This is a genomic window from Dactylosporangium maewongense, assembly GCF_039531485.1.
Lineage (GTDB): Bacteria > Actinomycetota > Actinomycetes > Mycobacteriales > Micromonosporaceae > Dactylosporangium > Dactylosporangium maewongense.
On the sequence record NZ_BAAAQD010000006.1, the window covers coordinates 190,735 to 211,967 of the forward strand.

17 protein-coding genes and 1 pseudogene are annotated in these 21,233 nt (G+C 72.9%); 12 read left to right on the top strand and 6 right to left on the bottom strand.

Annotated features, from left to right (window positions below; genetic code table 11):
• Nucleotides 1–45: 45 nt before the first annotated feature.
• From ABD332_RS17330 to ABD332_RS17340, 3 genes are all read left to right on the top strand, one after another.
• Nucleotides 46–999 (top strand): quinone oxidoreductase family protein, encoded by a 954-nt coding sequence (locus ABD332_RS17330; protein ID WP_344502964.1) that lies wholly within the window; start codon nucleotides 46–48, stop codon nucleotides 997–999.
• 84 nt (nucleotides 1,000–1,083) lie between these two features.
• On the top strand, nucleotides 1,084–1,350 hold the full coding sequence (locus ABD332_RS17335) for an MFS transporter (protein ID WP_344502965.1): 267 nt from the start codon (nucleotides 1,084–1,086) through the stop codon (nucleotides 1,348–1,350).
• Nucleotides 1,347–1,772 (top strand): MFS transporter, encoded by a 426-nt coding sequence (locus ABD332_RS17340; protein WP_344502966.1) that lies wholly within the window; start codon nucleotides 1,347–1,349, stop codon nucleotides 1,770–1,772. Before ABD332_RS17335 ends, ABD332_RS17340 begins: the two co-directional genes overlap by 4 nt.
• 113 nt (nucleotides 1,773–1,885) lie before the next feature.
• Here ABD332_RS17340 and ABD332_RS17345 read toward each other — a convergent pair whose 3' ends face one another.
• Both ABD332_RS17345 and ABD332_RS17350 read right to left on the bottom strand, forming a co-directional pair.
• Nucleotides 1,886–2,782, bottom strand: coding sequence for a serine protein kinase RIO (locus tag ABD332_RS17345; protein ID WP_344502967.1), 897 nt, complete (start codon nucleotides 2,780–2,782; stop codon nucleotides 1,886–1,888).
• A gap of 161 nt (nucleotides 2,783–2,943) precedes the next feature.
• Nucleotides 2,944–3,591: an HAD family hydrolase gene (locus tag ABD332_RS17350; RefSeq protein WP_344502968.1), complete on the bottom strand. Its 648-nt coding sequence runs from the start codon at nucleotides 3,589–3,591 to the stop codon at nucleotides 2,944–2,946.
• A gap of 140 nt (nucleotides 3,592–3,731) precedes the next feature.
• Between ABD332_RS17350 and ABD332_RS17355 the strand changes: the two genes are divergently transcribed.
• From ABD332_RS17355 to ABD332_RS17390, 8 genes are all read left to right on the top strand, one after another.
• Nucleotides 3,732–4,304, top strand: a complete 573-nt coding sequence (locus tag ABD332_RS17355; protein ID WP_344502969.1) for a TetR/AcrR family transcriptional regulator — start codon at nucleotides 3,732–3,734, stop codon at nucleotides 4,302–4,304.
• 121 nt (nucleotides 4,305–4,425) lie between these two features.
• Nucleotides 4,426–5,370 carry a TIGR04222 domain-containing membrane protein gene (locus ABD332_RS17360; protein WP_344502970.1) on the top strand — a complete coding sequence of 315 codons (945 nt, stop codon included), beginning with the start codon at nucleotides 4,426–4,428 and terminating at the stop codon, nucleotides 5,368–5,370.
• Nucleotides 5,367–6,176 carry an MbnB/TglH/ChrH family RiPP precursor modification enzyme gene (locus tag ABD332_RS17365; protein WP_344502971.1) on the top strand — a complete coding sequence of 270 codons (810 nt, stop codon included), beginning with the start codon at nucleotides 5,367–5,369 and terminating at the stop codon, nucleotides 6,174–6,176. Before ABD332_RS17360 ends, ABD332_RS17365 begins: the two co-directional genes overlap by 4 nt.
• Nucleotides 6,173–6,583 carry an SCO6045 C-terminal-like domain-containing protein gene (locus tag ABD332_RS17370; RefSeq protein WP_344502972.1) on the top strand — a complete coding sequence of 137 codons (411 nt, stop codon included), beginning with the start codon at nucleotides 6,173–6,175 and terminating at the stop codon, nucleotides 6,581–6,583. The genes ABD332_RS17365 and ABD332_RS17370 overlap by 4 nt, the downstream gene beginning before the upstream one ends.
• A gap of 129 nt (nucleotides 6,584–6,712) precedes the next feature.
• The gene (locus ABD332_RS17375) at nucleotides 6,713–8,386 is read left to right on the top strand and encodes a S8 family serine peptidase (protein ID WP_344502973.1); all 1,674 of its coding nucleotides are present in this window, start codon (nucleotides 6,713–6,715) and stop codon (nucleotides 8,384–8,386) included.
• 3 nt (nucleotides 8,387–8,389) lie between these two features.
• Nucleotides 8,390–8,857: a hypothetical protein gene (locus ABD332_RS17380; RefSeq protein ID WP_344502974.1), complete on the top strand. Its 468-nt coding sequence runs from the start codon at nucleotides 8,390–8,392 to the stop codon at nucleotides 8,855–8,857.
• 497 nt (nucleotides 8,858–9,354) lie between these two features.
• Nucleotides 9,355–12,495, top strand: coding sequence for a CHAT domain-containing protein (locus tag ABD332_RS17385; RefSeq protein ID WP_344502975.1), 3,141 nt, complete (start codon nucleotides 9,355–9,357; stop codon nucleotides 12,493–12,495).
• A gap of 76 nt (nucleotides 12,496–12,571) precedes the next feature.
• Entirely contained in the window at nucleotides 12,572–13,348 is a 777-nt protein-coding gene (locus tag ABD332_RS17390) for a caspase family protein (protein ID WP_344502976.1), read from the top strand.
• Nucleotides 13,349–15,191: 1,843 nt separating this feature from the next.
• Here the strand turns inward: ABD332_RS17390 and ABD332_RS17395 are convergent.
• The 3 genes and pseudogenes from ABD332_RS17395 to ABD332_RS17405 all read right to left on the bottom strand — a co-directional run.
• Nucleotides 15,192–17,085, bottom strand: a pseudogene (locus ABD332_RS17395) (ABC transporter ATP-binding protein); the annotation flags it as partial.
• Nucleotides 17,086–17,142: 57 nt separating this feature from the next.
• Nucleotides 17,143–17,883 carry an enoyl-CoA hydratase/isomerase family protein gene (locus ABD332_RS17400; RefSeq protein ID WP_344502977.1) on the bottom strand — a complete coding sequence of 247 codons (741 nt, stop codon included), beginning with the start codon at nucleotides 17,881–17,883 and terminating at the stop codon, nucleotides 17,143–17,145.
• Nucleotides 17,880–18,104 carry a helix-turn-helix domain-containing protein gene (locus tag ABD332_RS17405; RefSeq protein WP_033359767.1) on the bottom strand — a complete coding sequence of 75 codons (225 nt, stop codon included), beginning with the start codon at nucleotides 18,102–18,104 and terminating at the stop codon, nucleotides 17,880–17,882. The genes ABD332_RS17400 and ABD332_RS17405 overlap by 4 nt, the downstream gene beginning before the upstream one ends.
• 141 nt (nucleotides 18,105–18,245) lie before the next feature.
• On the opposite strand from ABD332_RS17405, the gene ABD332_RS17410 reads away from it, so the two are divergent.
• A complete protein-coding gene (locus ABD332_RS17410) occupies nucleotides 18,246–19,568 on the top strand; it encodes a hypothetical protein (protein WP_344503244.1) in 1,323 nt (440 codons plus the stop codon).
• A 4-nt stretch (nucleotides 19,569–19,572) separates the two neighbouring features.
• Here the strand turns inward: ABD332_RS17410 and ABD332_RS17415 are convergent, their stop codons facing one another.
• Entirely contained in the window at nucleotides 19,573–21,171 is a 1,599-nt protein-coding gene (locus ABD332_RS17415) for an ABC-F family ATP-binding cassette domain-containing protein (RefSeq protein WP_344502978.1), read from the bottom strand.
• Between the last annotated feature and the right edge of the window lie 62 nt (nucleotides 21,172–21,233).

A 21,233-nucleotide genomic window follows, 5' to 3' on the forward strand; every position in this document is an offset into this window, starting at 1 on the left:
GCGGTTTGGGGTAGACAGGAAGCCGACACAGAAACGGGAGGGTCGATGCGCGCAGTCGTGTTCGAGCAGTACGGCGACCGGGAGGTCCTGCGGGCGAAGGATGCCCCAGACCCGCAGCCGGGGCCGGGCGAGGTCCTGGTGCTCGTGGAAGCCAGCGGGGTGAATTTCATCGACGTGTACCAGCGCAGCGGCACCTACCAGGTGCCGCTGCCGTTCGTGCTGGGCAGCGAGGGCGGCGGCACGGTGCTCAGCTTCGGCGACGGGGTGGAGGGCCTCGCCCCCGGCGACCGGGTGGCGTGGACTGGCGTCCCCGGCAGCCACGCGGAGCAGGCCGTCGTCCCGGCGGACCGGCTGGTGCCCGTGCCGGACGGGATCAGCACCGAGCAGGCGGCCGCGGCGATGCTGCAGGGCCTCACCGCGCACTACCTGACCCACGACTCCTACCCGGTGCGCGCCGGGGACACCGTCCTGGTGCACGCCGCCGCGGGTGGGGTCGGGCGCCTGCTGACGCGGATCATCACGCACCTCGGCGGCCGGGTGGTGGCGACCGCCGGCACGCCCGCGAAGCGGGAGATCGCCCTCGCCGACGGTGCGGTGCGGGCCGTGCCGTACGACGAGGCCCTGCAAGCCGTCCGCGAGGTCAGCGACGGCGCGGCGGCCGTGTACGACGGCGTGGGCAAGGACACGTTCGACACCAGTCTCGAAGCGCTCCGCCCGCGCGGCACCCTCGTGCTGTTCGGCGCGGCGAGCGGGAAGGTGCCGCCGGTCGACCCGCTGCGCCTCATGGCGGGGTCCTACATGCTGACCCGCCCCACCCTGGGGCACTTCATCGCGAAGCGGCACGAACTGCTCGAACGCGCCGAAACGCTGTTCGGCTGGATCGCGGACGGCGTCGTCGAGGTGGCCGTCACCGGGAAGTACCCGCTGGACGCCGTACAGGACGCGTATGCCGCACTGGAGGGCCGGCACTCGACCGGGAAGCTGCTCATTATTCCGTGATCGTGATCTCAGGCGACGGACCTGCGCGAAGCCGGGAAAAGTCCCCCGACTAGACCATTCAATGGTCCAGAGGAGGGGAGCGCGATGAGCCACGTGGCAACGACCCAGCACGGCAGGCACGAGCTGCACACGCACCCGAGCCGCTGGTTCGCGCTGGTGATCATCGCGGTGGCGCAGCTGATGGTGGTGCTGGACGCCACGGTCGTCAACGTCGCGCTCCCGCACGCCAAGGCCGACCTCGGCATCAGCGACGCCAACCAGCAGTGGGTGGTGACGGCGTACACGCTGACCTTCGGCGGGCTGCTGCTGCTCGGCGGCAGGATCGCGGACTACTGGGGGCGGCCGGCATGATCCTGCTGACCCGGATCGGGGTCGACACCGCGTACGCCACCCACGTCATGCCGTCCATGCTGATCCTCGGCTTCGGGCTGGGCTGCACGTTCGTGCCGCTGGGCAACATCGCCCTGGTCGGCGTCGACGAGCACGACGCCGGCGCCGCGAGCGCGGTGGTCAACGCCAGCCAGCAGGTCGGCGGGTCACTCGGCACGGCACTGCTCAACACGGTCGCCATCACGGCCGCCACGTCGTACTTCACGGACCACGCGACGGCCGGCGACCCGCAGGGCACGCAGCTGGAGGCGATGGTGCACGGCTACGTGACGGCGTTCTGGTGGGGCTCGGCCCTGCTGGTCGCCGCGGCCGTGATCGTCGCCGTCTTCATCAAGGCGAGCAAGGACGACGTGCCCGAAGAAGGTGCCGTCCACATGGGCTGAGCGAGGTTCGACACCTCGCGCAGACGGAAGCGGCGGACATACCCTCCCCGCCGCTTTCACCCGCGGCCCGCCCGGCCACAAGACCGGGCGGGCCGCGCTTTTGAACCAGACGCTCAGACCCGCATGCCGGCGTCGTGCAGCAGCTCCACGATCAGCGGCTCCGGGTCGACGGGGAAGCCCTTGCCCGTGAACCACTTCGCCATGTTGGCGACGTCGCGGGCCAGGAAGTCCGCCCCCTTCGGGTTGATCACCACGTCGACGATCTGCGGCAGGTCGATGATGACCAGCCGCCCGTCGTGGACGAGGGTGTTGTACGGCGACAGGTCGCCGTGGGCGACGCCGGCGCGGGCGAGGACCCGCAGCGCGTCGACCAGCTGCCACCACAGGTCCGCCAGCAGGTCCAGGTCCGGGCGGGTCTGCGCGAGCCGCGGCGCGGCCGTGCCGTCGTCGTCCCCGATGAACTGCAGCATGAGCTCCGTGCCGAGCAGCTGCACCGGGTACGGGACGCAGACCCCCAGCTCCCACAGCTGCGCGAGCGCGCCGAACTCGGCGTTCGCCCACTGGCCGGCGATCGCCTCCCGGCCGAACGCCGTCCGACCCGCCATCGCCCGGGTGACCCGGGACTCGCGGACCCGGCGGCCCTCCAGGTAACCGGAGTCGCGGTGGAAGAGGCGGTGCTCGGCGGCCCGGTACCGCTTCGCGGCGAGCAGGACCCGCCGGTCGGTGCCGGGGACGCCGCGCTCCACCAGGTGGACGTCGGCTTCCTTACCGGTCTTGAGCACGCCCCGGTCGGTGTCCTTGGCGGCGTGCTCGGTGATCACCCAGTCGGGGAACGGGGCCGGGCCGTGCTGCACGCCGGGCGCGCTCCACGAGGACCAGCCGGTCTCCTCCTCCACGACGTCCCAGGCGGCCTCGCTGGACGGGGAGGAGCGTTTTACGAAGGTCGGATCGTCGTCGTCGAACTTGCGGCGGCGGCGAGCGGACGTGCCAAAAGAGTCGTTGTCGCGCAACGCGAGGTCTCCAGAGTCAAGAGGAAAGCGGAAGTCGGCATGCAAAAACGCGCCGTGACGGCAGCCATGCGAACCAGCCCCCTCTCAACTCGAGACACGAAGACACGAAGACCCTGAGGTCAGGTGCACCATCCCGTACACCCGCGGAAAACGCAACCGAATTACCGCGACGCCATGACCTCGGCGATCGCGGCGATCACCCCGTCGGCCGTGCGGGTCGGCGCATAGCGGGGCTCCACCCAGCGGCGGCCCCGGTGCAGCCAGACGCTGCGCATCCCGACGTCCGCGGCACCGCCGATGTCGGCCTCGGGGCTGTCGCCGATGATCCAGGCGCCGCCGAGCCGCATCCGCGCCCGCTCCGCCGCGATCGCGAAGATCCGCGGGTTGGGCTTGCGGACGCCGACGTCCTCGGAGATGACCCAGTCCGCCAGGTACCGGTCGAGCCCGGTCTTGCGCAGCTTCTCCTCCTGCTGCCGGGTCTCGCCGTTGGTGACGACGACCGGCACCCAGCCGGCGTCCTCGGCGATCGCGAGGGCGCAGGCGGTCAGCGGGTTGAGCCGGACCCGGGCCATCAGCTCGCCGCGGATCTCCTCGACGATGTCGATCGCGGCCTCACGGAGCCCGTACCGCTCCCGGATCCCCTCGGCGACGTCCCACGTCGAACCCATCCCGTCGGCGTCCACGGACAGCAGCCAGTCCAGGTCGTATTCGGGCGCGCCGATGCCACGCAGGAAGTCGCCGGCCCATGCGCGGAACGCCCCGGCCCTGTCCAGCAGGGTGTCGTCCAGGGAGAGCAACAACAGGGGCACGCGGGCAGGGTACGTGACCGGAATGACATAAAACAGTGCTCACATTTTCGATGGCCGAAGATCCCCACAGAACGGGGTGAAACGCACCGTTTTCCCTGGGCAGTGTGCCAAACCGTATGTACGGCTTGCATAATCGTCCCGTGCCCAGGGTGAGCCAGGACCAGCTCGACGCACGCCGGAAGGAGATCCTCACCGGCGCGCGGACCTGTTTCGCCCGGCACGGCTACGAAGGGGCGACGGTCCGGCGGCTGGAAGAGGAGATCGGCCTGTCCCGCGGCGCGATCTTCCACCACTTCCGGGACAAGGACTCGCTCTTCCTCGCCGTCGCCGAGGACGACGCCGCGACCATGGTAGCCACGGTCGCCGAGCACGGCCTCGTCCAGGTCATGCGGGACCTCCTCGCCCGGGCGGCCACCGAGGACGTCGCCGGGTGGCTCGGCAGCCAGCTGGAGGTGTCTCGGCGGCTGCGCACCGACCCGGAGTTCGCGAAGCGGTGGGCGGCCCGCTCGGAGGCGGTCGCCGAGGCGACCCGCGAGCGGTTGCAGCGCCAGCGGGAGGCCGGCGTGCTGCGCGCCGACGTCCCGATCGCGATCCTCGCCCAGTTCCTCGAGCTGGCCTACGACGGCCTGGTCCTCCACCTCGCGACCGGCCGCCCCGTGCAGGACCTGGAGGCCGTCCTCAACCTGGTCGAGGCCGCCGTCCGAAAGTCGTGACGACGCCGGCCGGCGGCCGCGAGGCCGCCGGCCGAAGATCGGGATGACATCGGTCACAAGGTTTCCTCAAGTGTCCTTCCGGTGACAGGCGCTTCTCGACGTCCGCACCCACACTGACCCCATGAGGACATCGATCGTCGCTGGCCCGGGTGACACCTGGGGCATCGCGGGCCCGGACTTCCTGTGGCTGTACGCCGGGCTCGCCGCACTCGCGATCATCACCGCGTTCATCTGGCGCCGTGCCGCCCTGCGCGGTCCTTCGCTGCGCCGCGCCCGGGACCTGACCCCGACCCAGGCCGCGCTCCTCAACGGCGACCGGAAGCTGGCCGTCTACAGCTCCCTCGCCGCCCTGCGCGCCGCCGGCGCCATCGACACCAGCACCCGGGGCATCCTCCGGCAGACCGGCCCCCTGCCGGCCGGCGCCGGCGAGCTCGACCAGGCCGTGCACGAGACCGCGCGCCGTGGGCTCGCCGCCCGCAACGTGCAGACCGACTCCGGCGTCGTCGCCGTGCTCAAGCGCACCGAGGAGCAGCTGACCCTGGCCGGCTGGCTGCTCGACCCCGACCGCCGCCGCAACGTGCGGCGGGCGTGGCTGATCGTCCTCGCCGTCGTCGCGCTCGGCGTCGCCCGGATCGGCGCCGGCATCTTCAACGACCGGCCCATCGGCTTCCTGGTGATGCTGGTGGTCCCGGTCTTCCTCATCGCGCTGCTGTTCCGGTCCGTCCCGCGGGTCACCACGAACGGCAGGGCCCTGCTGCTTCGGATGCGGATGCGGGCCCAGCACCTGTCGCCGCGCCAGTCGCCGTCGTGGTCCACCTACGGCCCGGAGGCCGCGGCGCTCAGCATCGGGCTCTTCGGCGCCGGCGCGTTCTTCCTCGCCGACCCCGCGTTCGCCGAGGCCGCCGAGCTGCAGCGGCACGTCGCCGCCAGCGGTGGCGGCGGCTCCTTCGACAGCGGTTCGAGCGGCAGCTCCGACTCCGGCTCGTCCAGCTCCTGCGGCGGGTCGAGCTCGAGCTGCGGCGGCGGGTCGAGCTGCGGTGGCGGCGGCGGAGGGTGCGGGGGATGACCACGGTCGGCATCGGCTGGCGGCCCGAGATCGCCGGCTACGTCGCCGGTCTCCCGGGGCTGCGGTTCACGGAGGTCGTCGCGGAGTCCGTACACCTGACGCACCCGCCGGCGATGCTCATGGACCTGGTCGACCGGGGCGTGCGGGTCGTGCCGCACGGGGTGCGGCTGTCGCTCGGCGGCGCCGAACCCGTCGACGACACCCGCGCGGCGCACCTGGCGCGCTGCGCCGAGCTGCTGCGGTCGCCGCTGGTCAGCGAGCACATCGCGTTCGTGCGGGCCGGCGGCGTCGAGGCGGGGCACCTGCTGCCGGTGCCCCGCACCCGGGAGGCGGTCGACGCGGTCGTCGCCAACGTCCGGCGCACCCAGGCGGCGCTCGGCGGCGTCACCCTCGCCCTGGAGCCGATCGCCGCGCTGTTCGACTGGCCCGACCCGGAGCTGACCGAGGCGCAGTTCCTCACCGAGATCCTCGACCGGACCGGCTGCGCGCTCCTGCTCGACGTCGCCAACGTCCACGCCAACGCCCGCAACCGCGGCACCCCCGGTGACCTGCTCGACGGGCTGCCGCTGGAGCGGATCGCGTACGTGCACGTCGCCGGCGGGGCCGAGCACGACGGCTTCTACCACGACACCCACACCGACCCGACCCCGCCGGAGGTCCTCGACCTGGTCAAGGAGCTGTGCGCGCGGACCAGCCCGCCGGCGCTGATGCTCGAACGCGACGGCCACTACCCGCCCGCCGCCGAGCTGACCCGCGAGCTCGACGCCCTCTGCGCCGCCGCGGGCCTCCCCCGGATCACGGCATGACCCTGGCCGACCGGCAGCGGGCCCTCGTCGACGCGCTCGTCGCCGGCGGTGCCGTCCCCCCTGGTTTCGATGCGGCAGGTGTACGGGCAGCGGCCGTCGCCCTCCGCAGGAAACGCGCCGGCGAGGTGGCCCGCACATGGCCCTTCCTGGCCGCGTCGTACGGCGACCGCTGGCATCGCGCGTTCGCCGAGTGGGCGTCCGGGCGCCCGCCGCAGGGTTCGCTGCGCGACGGCTGGGACTTCGCCCGCTGCGCCGACCCCGCCACGCTGACGCCGCTCGCCCGGGACGAGCTCGCCGGGCGCGAGGCCGCCTTCCGCTACGACGGCGCCACCGCCCCGGTCCCCCGCGGGCGGCTCGCCGCCCGGCTGCGGCTGCTGCTGTCACGGCACGGATCCCGGTCCACGTGACCGGCGCGCTCTGAAATTTCTTGTATCAGGTGCCACGCGTGTGTCCTCTAGTCAGGTGAGACGGCGCCGACTTCGGATTCGAGGCGCCCTGCGGGGACGGAGAGCCACATGCAGTTACGCTGCCGGCGGATGACGGGGGACGCGCTGGCCGACCTCGGTGACGACAACGGCGCGCCACCGTCGACGCCCTGGCTGCCGTCGGCCGCCGTCCTGCGCCGCCACGGTGCCCGCGTGCTGGAGCCCGGCGACGGCGTGTCCGCGCCGACGGTGTACCGGGCGGGCGTCCTGCTGTCGACCGCGCCGGCCAGCGAGCCGCCGGACACCCTCGAGCGCTGCAACCAGACCCTCGCCGGGTCCGGCATGCGCCTCGCCGAGAGCCACGCCGTGCCCAGCGGGCCCGGCGGGCACGGTGCCGCGGCGCACGGCCCCGACGGGCCCGCCAGGGAGCGGGCCGTGCGGCGGCGCGTGCGGGCCGTCCAGCTCGTCGCGGCGCACGGCGCCGACCCCGAGTCCGTCGACGCGTGGGCCGCGCTGAAGGCGTTGCGCGCCGGCGGCCACGGGGCGCACCTGTCGCTCGACCACCTGCTCTTCGGCGCCTCCATCGGCGGGGTGCCGATGACCGAGGGCTCCCCCATGACGGAAGGCTCTCCGATGACGGAGGGCTCGCCGATGACCGAAGGCTCCCCCATGACGGAGGGGTCCCCGATGACGGAGGGCAGCGCCTGGCGGTTCGCCGGCGGTGCCGGCCGCCGGCCGGTCGACCTGGTCCTCCCGCCGCCCCGCCGGCGCACCGCCGCGGAGCTCGGCGACCGGCGGCCCGTCGTCGCGATCCTCGACACGGGCATCTCCCCGCACGAGTGGCTCGACGTCCCCACCCCCGCCGGCTCGGCGCTGCCCGCGGACGGGTTCACCACCGTCGACACCGAGCTGCAGGCCATGATCCTCGCCGCGCAGGACCAGCTCATCGCCGCCGGTCACTCCCTGCAACGCCTCCGCGACGCCTGGGAGCGGCAGATCAGCACCGGCTCCGTCGCCGGCGAGCTCGGCACCCATACGGGGCACGGCACGTTCATCGGCGGGCTCGTCCGGCAGGTCGCCCCCGACGCCACTGTCCTGCAGATCCGGGTCATGCACAGCGACGGCGTCGTCTACGAGAGCGACCTGCTCATCGCCCTCGACCGCCTCGCCGACGAGGTCGAAGCGGCCCAGGCGGGCACCGGCGGACGGATGGTCGACGTCGTCTGCCTGTCGCTGGGCTACTACCTCGAGAGCGCGGCCGACGGTTCGTACACCATCCGCCTCCAGGAACACGTCGACCGCCTGCTCGCGGCCGGGGTCGTCGTGGTCGCCGCCGCCGGGAACCACGCCACGTCCCGCGAGTTCTACCCCGCGGCGCTGCCGTGCGACGGGGAGCTGCCGGTGATGAGCGTCGGCGCCTTCCAGCCCAACGACGCCAAGGCGATGTTCAGCAACGACGGTCCCTGGGTCCGCTACTGGGCGCCCGGGTCGGCGCTGATCAGCACGTTCCCGAAGGTCCAGGGCAGCCGGGGCGCCGCCTTCACCACCCCCGCCGGCAACGCCGGGGGCCGCCCCACCCGCCGCGAGACCCTCGACGACGACGACTACACGCGCGGCTTCGCCTCGTGGAGCGGCAGCTCGTTCGCCGCGGGTCTCGGCGCCGCCGAGGTCGCCGCGCTCCTGCTGGAGAACGCCGCCGCCGACCCGCAGCTGCGCCTCGACCAGGTGGACGCGAAGTCCACCGCGCAACGGGCGCTGCGAGCCCTCGACGGGTTCCCGGGGTAGACCATGGCCGACTTCCAGCACTTCTCGGACGACGGGCTGCTCGCCGACCTGCGGCGCGTCGCCGGCCTGGTCGACCCCGTCCCCGCCGACCTGCTCTTCTCCCTCAGCGTCGCCGGGCTCGACATCGAGGTCTGTCGCCTCGTCCCGGCGCTGGACGGCGCGATGGCCGGGGTCCGCGGCGACGAGGAGACCACCCGCGCCACCTTCGAGTCGGCGAGCCTCACCATCATGGTCGAATGGACCGCCGGCGCCGCCGGCACCGTCCGCCTCGACGGCTGGCTCGCCCCACCCTCCCCCTGCCGCATCGAGCTGCGCACGGTCGACGGCCCGCAGACCATGGACACCGACGAGGGCGGCCGCTTCGCCGCCCAGCGGGTCACCCGCGGCGAGGTCCAGATCCGCGTCCACCCGACGAACGACCAAGAAGCCGATGGCGCCCGGACGGTGGTGACGCCATCGTTCGTGGTGTAGCCGCAACCTCACCGTCCCCGGCCGACCCGCGTGCCTCCACCGCCACGCGGGCTACACCCATGCCTATCCGCACCGCCCCTGCCCCCGCCGGCGGCCCGACGCGCGCCGCCCCCACCGCTGGCAGTCCGGCGGGCGCCGCGCGACCCGCCACCGCCGACAGTCCGGTGAAGGCCGCGCGATCCACCACCGCACCCTCCCCCGCCGGCAGGTCGAAGGGCGCCGCACGACCCACAACCACCGCACCTTTCCCCGCGGACAGTCCGGCAGGCGCCGTGCGAGCCGCCGCCACCGCGCCCGCCGCCGGCAGTCCGGCGGGTGCCACGCGACCCACCATCGCCGTCCCTTCCCCCGCGGACAGCCCGGCGGGTGCCACCACCCCTTCCCCCGCGGACCGTCCGGCGGGTGTTGCGGGACCTGGCACCTTCGCGGGAGCCGGGCCGTCCGTGGCTGCCGGTTCCTCGAGCGGCGCTTCCCCGGTCGCCAGTGCGGTGGCGGGTGTGGCGGCGCCTGCGGGGCGGGCGGTGGCGGACGGTGGGGCGGACGCGGGCGAGCGGCGGGAAGTGGCGCGGGTGGTGCGGCTGCACCGGTCGGCGGTGCGGGCCGGGGCGGCCGGGAAGCCTGCCGCGGCGGCGAAGCGGGCGACCGAGGCGCTGCGGCTGCTGGGGTGGCCGGGGGCGGAGCCGTCCAGGCCGGCGCTGGCGGCGAGGCTGCTGCTGACGCTCGCGCATGCGGAGGCCGAGCAGGGGCGCACCGAGCTGGGGCTGGAGCTGCTCGACCGCGCCGAGACGCTCGCCGACCTGGCCGACGTCGGCACCGTGCTGCAGCAGCGGGGGCTGCTCCTGCTGCGGGTCGGGGAGATCGACGCGGCGTTGAAGCTGCTGGACGCGGCCGTGCCGGTGCTCCAGGAGCACGGGGAGCCGGCGGTCCTCGCGCGGACGCTGCTCAACCGGGGCGTCGTGCACCTCACCGCCGGGCGGGTCCGGCTGGCCCGGGCCGACCTGCGCCTGTGCCGCGAGCTCGCCGGTGCGCACGGGCTCGACCTGCTCGCGGCGAAGGTCGAGCACAACCTCGGCTACTGCGCGCTCGCGGGCGGGGACGTGCCGGCGGCGCTGCAGACGTTCGACACGGCGGCGGACTCGCTGCGGCGGCTGCGTGCGGACGGGTTCCTCGCCATCTCGATGCTCGACCGGGCGCGGGCGCTGCTCGGCGCGGGCCTCGACACCGCCGCCGCGGAGGACCTCGACCGGTCGATCGAACTGCTCAAACGCCACCGTCTCAGCCAGGACCTCGGCGAGGCCGAGCTCGCCCGCGCCCAGGCCGCCCTCGGCAGCGGCGACCTGGCCGCCGCCGCCGTGTGGAGCGCCAGGGCCCGCGCCCGTTTCACCCGCCGCCGCAACCGCGCCTGGGCCGCCCTCGCCGCGTCGCTCCAGGTCCGCGTCGACCTCGCCAGCGCCGCCCGCACCCAGGCCGCCAACCCCGTCCAGCCACTACCGGCCGCTGGTCCCGTCCAGGCGCCACCGTCCACCGCCCCTGTCCAGGCCGCGGGACTCGTCCAGCCACGACCTGCCGCCGCCCGCACCCAGCCGCCAACGGTCTTCGGTCCCGTCCAGCCACCACCGGTCACCGGACCCGCCCGGCCGCGGCCTGCTTCCGGCGAACTCGCACCGCCCACCAACCCGGACCAGCCACCTGCCACCCGCCCCGCCATGCCGCAGCTTGCGCCCGGCAACCCGGACCAGCCCACTGCCACCGGTCCCACCCGGGCGCTGCTTGCCCCTGGCGAACCCGCGCCTGCCGCCAACCTGGACCAGCCACAGGCCATCCGTCCCGCCCGGCCACAGCATGGCCCCGACGAACCCGCGGCCGCCGCCGACCCGGACCAGCCACCTGCCACCGGGCCCGGCCGGCGGTCGGTGGCAGCGGCTGCTTCCGTCCAGGCCGCCGCGATCAGCAGCGACGTCCAGCCGGAAAGCAACGGCAGTCATGTCGGGGTGGTTTCAGGGGTACATCAGCCGAAAAACCCAAATCGTCGGAAGTTGCTGGCCGTGGCCAGGCGGGCGACACGGCTGGCGGCGACGCTGCGGGGACTCGGGCTGCGGCACGACGCCGGCAGTGCGGAGCTGCTGGCGCTGCGGGCCAGGGTGGCGGCCGGTGACACCCCGTCGGCGGAGCAGCGGGCCCCGGCGCGCCGGGCTCTCGTCGCCGACGTGCCGCTCGACGTGCGGCTGCTGCACCGGCTCACCCGGGCCGAGCTGCACCGCGCCGACGGGCGGCCGCGGGCGGCGCTCGACGAGCTGCGCAAGGGGCTCGTGACGCTGCAGGAGCACCGGCGCCGGTTCGGCAGCCTCGAGTTGCAGAGCAGCGTCGCGGCGCTGGGGGCGGACCTCGGCGCGTACGGGCTGGACATCTCCTGGTCGCTCGGCCCGCCGAGCCTCGTCTTCAACTGGTCGGAGCGGTCCCGGGCACAGTCGTTCCGCATCCGGTCCGTCCTGCCGCCGCAGGACCCGCAGATCGCCGAGGCCCTCGCGGAGCTGCGGCAGCTGCGCTGGGCCGTGCGCCTCGGCGAGCTCGAAGGCCGGCCCGAGCCGCTGCTGCGCGCCCGCTGCGCCGACCTCGAGCAGAGCATCCGCCGGCACGGCTGGTGGGCCGGCGACACCGAGGAGAGCCACGGCGCCGCCACCCACACCGAGGTGGCCGCCGAGCTCGCCCGCGCCGGCCGCTGCATGGTCAGCTACCTCGTCCGCCGCGACCGCCTGCACGCGCTCGTCCTCGCCGGCGGGGCGATCACGTCGGTGGAGCTCGGCCCGTACGCTCCCGTGGCCGAGTCCGTCCGCCGCCTCCTCAGCGACCTCGACACCGCGGCCGACCGGCGCCTCCCGGCGAAGCTCGCCGCGGTGGTGCGGGCCAGCGCCGACCGGCAGGCCGCCACCCTCGATCAGGCGTTGATCGCTCCTGTACTGGCGGCGCTCGGCCCCCACGACGTGGTGGTCGTGCCGACCCGGCAGCTCGCGGTGCTGCCCTGGGGGCTCCTGCCCAGCCTGCGGGGGCGGCCCGTGGCGGTGGCGCCGTCCGCGTCGGTGTGGCTCGCCGCGCGTACCGCCGCCAACGCCGTCACAACAGGAGCGCCCCTGCTCGTCGCGGGCCCTGACCTCGTCCACGCCGACGCCGAGATCGACGCGATCGCGCGGCTGTACCCGCGGGGCCGGGTCCTGCGGGGCGCCGACGCGACCGCGACCAGCGTCCTGGCCGGCATGGACGCCGCGCCCGTCGTGCACGTCGCCGCGCACGGCCACCACGACACGCAGAACGTGCTCTTCTCGCGCCTGGAGCTCGGCGACGGCCCGCTGCTCGCGTACGAGCTGCAGCGCCTCGGCACCGCCCCCGGCCAGGTCGTCCTCTCCGCCTGCGACGTCGGCCGGGCGGTCGTGCGGGCCGGCGACGAGCTGGTCGGCTTCACCGCCGCCCTCCTGCACGCCGGCACCGCCAACGTCGTCGCCAGCGTCGCACGCATCCCCGACGAGCTGGGCCCCGCCGTCATGGCCCACTACCACCGCGCCGTCGCGCTCGGCGTGTCACCGGCCCGTGCCCTGGCCGACCTGCCGGAGGCGACGCCGTTCGTCTGCTTCGGCGCGGGCTGACGGAGTTCGTGCAACCTCGGTGACGCGCTGTGGCGCCTTCACTGCAGAAGGTTCCACTGGTTTACGGGGGTACACCATGAAACTCGCGCTCTGCGTCGGCATCAACGACTACCCGGGCGTCTCCAACGACCTCTACGGCTGCCGCAACGACGCCGCCGACTGGGCGGCGGCGCTGACCGCGCGCGGCTTCGACGTCCGCACCCTGCTCGACAGCGCCGCCTCGGGCCTCGCCATCCGCACCGGCATCGCCGACCTGCTCTCCCGCACCTCCGACGGCGACGCGGTCGTCATCACGTACTCCGGCCACGGCACCTGGGTCCCCGACCTCGACGGCGACGAACCCGACCAGCGCGACGAGGCGATCTGCCCGCACGACGTCGCCGCCAACGGCCCGCTGCTCGACGACGAGCTCTCCACCCTGTTCGCCACCGCCGCCCCCGGCGTCCGCGTCGTACTGATCTCCGACTCCTGCCACTCGGGCACGCTGACACGGCTCAGCCGCCCGCTCGGCGACGGCCGCTGCCCGACCCGCTTCCTGGCCCCGTCGACGTTCCTGCCCCTCGGCACCCCTACCCACGAGGCTGTTGCTCCGCGTGTCACCCGCCCCCGCTCGGCCGCGCTGCTGCTGTCGGCGTGCCGCGACACCGAGTACTCCTACGACGCCACCTTCTCGGGCCGCCCGAACGGCGCGTTCACGTACGTTGCCCTGACCACCCTCGCCGCCCTGCCACCGGACGCGACGTACCGCGACTGGCTCAGGGCGATCAGGGCCCAGCTGCCGAGCCAGAACTATCCGCAGACCCCCGCCCTGCAGGCCACCCCCACCCAACACACCTGGACCGTCCTCGCCTGACCCCTCTCCCACCCCGGCCCGGGCCGTGACCTACACCACATTCCTCGCCATTCCCTCCCCCCATTTCCACCCCCTATCGCATTGACGACCATCAACTACCCACCACGCGGCGGCACGCTTTGCCGGACAACACGCGAATCGCCCGGACACGCCGCAACACTCCCCCCACGCACTCACATGATCCACTGAGGTCGATGACCCCCAGCCCCCCTTCTCCACCGCCGCTACTTTCCCAGCAGCAACAATGCGCCCCACACCAGGACGCCCACCCCCATCCCCCAGCGACGGCGGCGAAACAGCACACCTCAAGCCGGCCATCCAGACGAAGCGCTCAGCATCGACCCACACCGCAGCCCTGACCGCGCCGCTCCCGGCAACCGAGGTCCCGCGGACCCCGCGGAAGCGCCCTGCCTCACCACCGACGCGGCGCACCCGTCCGGCAACCAGCGACGCTCACGCTCGACCCGCCAACCGCAGCCCGGGTCGGCCCGCTCGGCGCCCAGCCCCCAAGCCGGACACACAGCCGGACCAACACGGCCACGATTGCGCCGGATGCGGGGCCGGGCAGTCTCAGCCGAACACGGAAGCCAGACCCACTCCCAAGGTCGAGCTCCCGCAGGCACCCGGACGGACACACCCACGCGGACACGCGGTCCGACAGTCCCACGTGGACGCAGAGCCAGACACACAGGTCGGGTTCGTGCCGGGCTCACGCGCCCACGTCGTCGAGAGTGACGATGGCGGCGTAGGAGCCGGTCACACACACGACAGGCAGCTGGACGGACAACGGCCCGGACCGACGCAGCCTCCCACGAAGCCAGGCCGAAGGGCAGCGTCGAACTCACACGCCGACGTCGAGGGTCGCGACGGCGAAGGCCGGCCACACGCAACCGGCAGCCACCCGGACGAACACGGCCGCGCGGACACGCCCGGACGTGCGGGTCAAGCAGTCACAGCTGGACACGGGGCCAGACACACGGATCAGCGTCACGGGACGGATCTACTCGGCCAGGAGACGGAGGCGGGGCAGATCGTTCGGACGGACACCTGGTCGCCAGGGCACGCAGACACGGTCAGGCAGGTACGCCCGGTAGGCACAGCTGGACGGACCTAGCCGCGCAGACGCAGCCGGACTGACGCAGCCGACCCGACACTGCCAGATAGGCAGCCCAGCTCACACAGCCCGCCGCCGCCACCACCCGCACCGGGCACCAGAACCGGCGGGAACCAGACCCTCGACGTGTCGGCTCACACAGCAACGCAGATCCCGCCGAACACGCAGTCGTGGCGCACGCCGCCGGGCAGGCACTCACGCACGGCAGGCCATGGACGTTGTTGGGGGTGGGTGCGGCGAGTGCGGAGCGCCGGGTCGGGTTCGGCTACGGAGTTGGGGTGGGAACGGGGCTGGAAGGGGCGGTTTGGTGGGGAGGGTCGGGTTCATCGGAGGGGTGGATGTCTTCGGAGTGGGCTGAGGAGTGAACGCCAGCGTGGGGACTTCCCGCGGAAGCAAGGCCCTCGGGAACAGCACCACCGGAAGCAGCGTCCGCAGAGGCAGCGGCCCCGTGAACAGCACCCTCCGAAGCGACGCCCGTAGGAGCAACGCCTGCGGAAGCAGCGGCCCCGGGAACAGCACCCTCGGAAGCAACGCCCACAGGAGCAACGCCTGCGGAAGCCGAGGCCGCAGGGGCAACGCTCGCGGGAGTGACGGCCACAGAGGCAGTGCTTGCGGGAGCAGGGTCTGCGGAGGCGGCGCCAGCTAACGCGGTGGCTGCGGGTGCAGGGTCTGTAGAGGGAGTGGCTGGCGAGGGGGTGCTGGAGGGGGTGTCGGAAGACGGCACGAGCAGCGGTACGGGTGGGGAGTCGACCAGGGCGAACTGGGTCTTGTAGAGCTCCGCATACAGGCCGCCCGCTGTGACGAGGGTGTCGTGGGTGCCGTGCTCGACGATGCGGCCGTTGTCGACGACGAGGATCTGGTCGGCGGCGCGGATGGTGGAGAGGCGGTGGGCGATGACGAGGGCGGTGCGGCCGGTGAGGGCCTCGGCGAGGGCGCGCTGGACGGCGGCCTCGGACTCGGAGTCGAGGTGGGCGGTGGCTTCGTCGAGGATGACGATGGAGGGGGCGCGGAGCAGGAGGCGGGCGATGGCGATGCGTTGCTTCTCGCCGCCGGAGAAGCGGTAGCCGCGCTCGCCGACGACGGTGGCGAGGCCGTCGGGGAGGGACTCGACGAGGTCGCCGACCTGGGCGCGGCGCAGGGCGGTCCAGAGCTCGTCGTCGGTGGCGCCGGGCTTCGCATAGCGCAGGTTCTCGGCGATGGTCTCGTGGAAGAGGTGCGAGTCCTGGGTGACGACGCCGATGGTGTCGCGCAGCGACTGCAGGGTCGCGTCGCGGACGTCGACGTCGCCGACGAGGACGGCGCCGGCGGTGACGTCGTAGACGCGCGGGACGAGCATGGCGGTGGTGGACTTGCCGGCGCCCGAGGGGCCGACGAGCGCGACCATCTGGCCCGGCTCGACGGTGAAGGACACGCCCTTGAGCACCTCGTCGGTGACGGTGCGGTCCAGCGACGCGACGTCTTCCAGGGACGCGAGGGAGACCTCGGCGGCGCTCGGGTAGCGGAAGCGGACGTCGCGGAGCTCGACCTTCGCCGCGCCGGGCGGCAGCGGGCGGGCGTCGGGGCGCTCGGCGATGCCGGGGGCGAGGTCGAGGACCTCGAAGACCCGCTCGAACGACACGAGCGCGCTCATCACGTCGACCCGGACGTTGGACAGCGCGGTCAGCGGGCCGTAGAGCCGGGTGAGCAGCAGCGCCAGGGTGACGACGGTGCCGGCGGTGATCTGGCCGTGCACGGCGAACCAGCCGCCGAGACCGTAGGTGAGCGCCTGGGCGAGGGAGGCGACGAGCAGCATGCTGACGAAGAACACGCGGCTGTACATCGCGGTCTGGATGCCGATGTCGCGGACCCGGCCGGCCCGGTCGGCGAAGCGCTCCGCCTCGGTCTCCGGCCGGCCGAAGAGCTTGACCAGCAGGGCGCCGGCGACGCCGAAGCGCTCGGTCATCGTCGCGTTCATCGTGGCGTCGAGCTGGTAGGCCTCGCGGGTGATCGCGGCGAGCCGCTTGCCGACCCGGCGGGCCGGGAGGATGAAGACCGGCAGCATGACCAGCGACAGCAGCGTCACCTGCCACGACAGGGTGACCATGACCGCGGCGGTGAGGACGAGCTGGATGACGTTGCTGACCACGCCGGACAGGGTCGAGGTGAACGCGCGCTGCGCGCCCTGCACGTCGTTGTTGAGCCGGCTGACCAGCGCGCCGGTCTGCGTGCGGGTGAAGAACTGCAGCGGCATGAGCTGCACGTGCCCATAGACCTGGGTGCGCAGCGACAGGATGATGCCTTCGCCGATGCGGGCGGAATACCACCGCTGGACGAGGGAGAGCAGGGCGTCGGCGACGGCGAGGGCGCCGATGAGCAGCGCGACCCGGACGACCGCGGTGCCGGCGTGGGGGCCACCGGCATTGATCTTGTTGATGACGTCGCCGGCGAGGTAGGGCGTGGCGACGCCGATGCCCGCGCCGAACACGACGGTGACGAGGAAGACGCTGATGTCGCCGCGATAGGGCCGGGCGAAGGCGAGGATGCGCTTCGCCGTGCCGCGGGCCAGGCGCTTGCCGGCCAGCTCGTCGGCCTTGCGCAGGGAGCGCAGGGTCTCCCACCCGGCCATGCTGCTCGGCGACGTCATTCGAAACCCCCCGGTCGGAGAACTTGAAGCCCAAGCATGCCCGGGGGGTACGACAAATTATTCGCCGAGGCCCGCCAGATCCTGGATCCGGCGCACCTGCGCGGCCCGCTCGACGGCCTCCTGCTGGGCGAACGTGTGCCCGCCCGCGGCCGCGATCAGCGCCTTGATCTCCACGACCGCGTCGCGGGAACCCGCCAGGACGGCCGCGGTGAGATCACCGACGGCGTCCCCCAGATCAGCCGGGGGAACCACCGCGTTGGCCAGGCCGATCTGCGACGCCTCGCCGGCGTGCACGCGCCGGCCGGTGACGCACAGCTCCAGAGCCCGCGCATAACCGACCAGCTCGACGAGCCGCTTGGTGCCACCGAGGTCCGGGACGAGCCCGAGGGACACCTCGGCCATGCAGAACTTCACGTCCTCGGCCACGACCCGGAAGTCGCAGGCGAGGGCGAGCTGGAATCCGGCGCCGATGGCGTGGCCGTGGACCGCCGCGATCGAGATCAGCGACGGCTGCCGGAGCCAGGCGAACGCCTCCTGATACTGCGCGATCTGCGCGTCGGAGACGCCGCCGAGGATGGACGCGGCGACCGAGGTGTCGAGCCCGGCCGAGAAGGCCCGACCGGAGCCGCGCACGACGACCACCCGAACGTCGCCCGGCAGTGACCGGCCGAACGCCCGGAGGTCGGCCCACAACGCGGGGGTCTGCGCGTTGAGAACCTCGGGCCGGTCCAACGTCACCGTTGCGACCGGCCCTTCGACGTCGAAACGCGCCTCTCCCGACGTGGGAGCGGCGTTCACGCCTTCTTGCGGCGCCGGGCACCGCCACGCTGACGAAGCTGAACGCCAGATTCGGTCAGCACCCGGTGCACGAATCCATAGGATCGACCGGTGGAAGCGGCGAGCGCGCGGATACTCTCACCGTTGGTGTACCGCTTCACGAGGTCCTTCGCCAGCGTCTGCCTTTCGGCGCCGACGATCCGGCGACCCTTCTCGGTGCTGGTGGTGGCGGTGGCTGCCATGCTGATCCCTCACGTCCCAGACTGAGCGGTTGGTGCGGTCCCACCTATTAGACCGCCTCGAACGATCATGCGCTAGATATCGACGGCACGCCAACCGACACGCACAGCATTGTCGCCTACCCGATACCGTGATGCGCCGTGATGAGCGAACCCTCCACCGACCAACCATGGACAGCGCATCGTGAGCGTCGCGATGCGCTCCGTTGGGTTGCCTTCGGCCTGCTCGGGCTCGCTGTCGCCGCGCTCGCGGTGCAGCTCGACGCCCGTCTGGGCACCGCAAGCGCGCCCTTCCTCGGCAGGTACAAGATCAGGGTCGGGCCGGGAAGCGTACTGGCGCCGCTGGTGGCCGCGGCGGTACTGTGGTCTGCGTCACAGGGCACCCTCGAGCGACGATCCTGGCGAAAAATTCAGCTTTTCGGGTACTGCGCCGGCCTGACGTGGGCAATCGCTTTGGCGCTTGTCGATGGCTGGTCTGGCCTTACGAAAGCCCTCGGTTCGCCGGAGGAATATCTGGGTGACGTTAGGCGGGTCGGCGGCGATCCCCTCGCATACCTCAGACATTTCACCTCCGACGCGCCGGCCCACTCGGTCGCCTCCCGGGGCCATCCGCCGGGTCCCGTTCTGTTTTTGTGGCTGGCCGACCGAATCGGCGTCGACAACCACGTCGTCCTCGGATTCCTGATCACCGCATTGTCGGCGCTGACGATTCCGCTGGTGTTGTCGGCGGTGCGTGACTCCGTCGGCGAGGCGGCCGCGCGGCGGTACCTGCCGGTGCTCGTCCTCGCCCCGTACGCCATCTGGGTCGCCGTCAGCCTCGACGGCCTGGTGGCGACCCTGGGCGCGGCCGCGATCGTGTGCGGCCTCCGGGCAAGTCGCACAAAAGTCCGAAAAAAGGCGGTCTGGGCGCTGGCGGCCGGGCTGCTCGTGGGCGTCGCCGCGCTGTTCTCGTACTCGGCCCCCTGGCTCGGCCTGTCGATCGTCTGCGTCTACTTCGCCCGGCGGCGGGCGTTCCTCAACATCGTGACGGGCATCGGCGCCCTCGTGCCCGTCCTGGGGGCGCAACTGCTCGGCTTCGGCTGGGCGGACGGCCTGGTGGCCGCGGAGACCGACTACGCAAGCCGGGTCGCGCCGTACCGGTCGGTGCTGTGGTGGAGCGCGATCAGCGTCGTCGTCCTGCTGCTCGCCACGGGCCCGGCGATCGTCGCCAGCGCGCGGAAGCTGCGCAACACGGCCGCCTGGCCGTTCCTGGTGGGCGCGGGGGCGGCCGTGGTGTTCTCGATCGCGGCGGGCCTCGCCAGGGGCGGTGTGGAGCACGCCTGGCTGCCGTTCTTCCCGTGGCTCACGGTCGCCGTGGTGGCGCCGGAGAAGCCGGCCGGCGAGCTGCCCCCGACCCCGCTGCTGCTCACAGCGGTCGGGGCAGCCCTCGCGGTCGTCGTCGAAGCCGTGCTGATCACGCCCTGGTGAAACCTCAGGCGAGTTCCACGAGCTCCAGCAGGTCGTCGCTCCACGCGTCCTCCACGCCGTCGGGCAGGAGGATCGCGCGGTCCGGCTTCAGGGCCGTGACCGCGCCGGGGTCGTGCGTGACGAGGACGATCGCCCCCGGGTAGCGGGCGATCGCGTCGAGGACCTGCTCGCGGCTGATCGGGTCGAGGTTGTTGGTCGGCTCGTCGAGCAGCAGCACGTTGGCGCCGGAGCAGACCAGCGTGGCGAGCGCGAGCCGGGTCTTCTCGCCGCCGGACAGGACCCCGGCTGGCTTGTCGACGTCGTCGCCGGTGAACAGGAACGCGCCGAGGATCTTGCGCAGCTCGGTGTCGTTCTGGTCCGGGGCGGCGGAGCGCATCAGCTCCAGGATCGTGCGGTCGACGTCGAGCTGCTCGTGCTCCTGGGCGTAGTACCCGCGCTGCAGGCCGTGCCCGGCGTGGACCTCGCCGGTGTCGGGCTCCAGCTCCCCGGCGAGCATCCGCAGCAGGGTGGTCTTGCCGGCGCCGTTGAGGCCGAGGATCGCGACCCGGGAGCCGCGGTCGACGGCGACGTCGACGTCGACGAAGATCTCCAAGGACCCGTACATCTTCGACAGCCCGGACGCCGTCAGCGGGGTCTTGCCGCACGGCTTCGGGTTGGGGAAGCGGACCTTCGCGACCTTGTCGGAGACCCGGACCTCTTCCAGGTCACCCAGCATCCGCTCGGCGCGGCGGGCCATGTTCTGCGCGGCGACGGTCTTGGTGGCCTTGGCCCGCATCTTGTCGGCCTGCGCCATGAGGGCGCCGGCCTTCTTCTCGGCGTTGGCCCGCTCGCGCTTGCGGCGCTTCTCGTCGGTCTCGCGCTGCTGCTGGTACAGCTTCCAGTTGAGGTTGTAGAAGTCGATCGTCGCGCGGTTGGCGTCGAGGTACCACACCTTGTTGACGATCGCGTCGAGCATCTCCACGTCGTGGGAGATCACCACGAGGCCGCCCTTGTGGCTGGACAGGAAGTTGCGCAGCCAGGCGATGGAGTCGGAGTCGAGGTGGTTGGTCGGCTCGTCGAGCAGCAGGATGCCGCCGCCGGTCGCCGCCGCGTCGCGGAACAGGATGCGGGCCAGCTCGATCCGGCGGCGCTGACCGCCGGAGAGCGTGCCGATCGTCTGGGCGAGCACCCGGTCGGGCAGGCCGAGGTTGGCGCAGATGCGGGCGGCCTCTGCCTCGGCCGCGTAACCGCCGAGCCCGGCGAACTGGTCCTCCAGCTGCCCATACCGCCGGATGAGCCGCTCGTCGTCGCCGAGCGTGGCCTCCAGGGCCTTCATCTCGGCGTAGATGGTGTCCAGGCCGCGGGCGGACAGCACCCGGTCGCGGGCGGTCACGTCGAGGTCGCCGGTGCGGGGGTCCTGCGGCAGGTAGCCGACGGGGCCGCGGCGCTCGACGGAGCCGGCGTGCGGGGTGCCCTCACCGGCGAGGACCTTGAGGGTGGTGGTCTTGCCGGCACCGTTGCGGCCGACGAGACCGATGCGGTCGCCGGGCTGGATGCGCAGGTTGATGTCGCTGAGGAGGATGCGCGCGCCCGCGCGCAGCTCAAGACCCGTGGTCGTGATCACAGGAAGGACTCGCTCTCGCAATATTCAGGGGGAAGACGGACAGACTCCTGGTGCAGGACCGG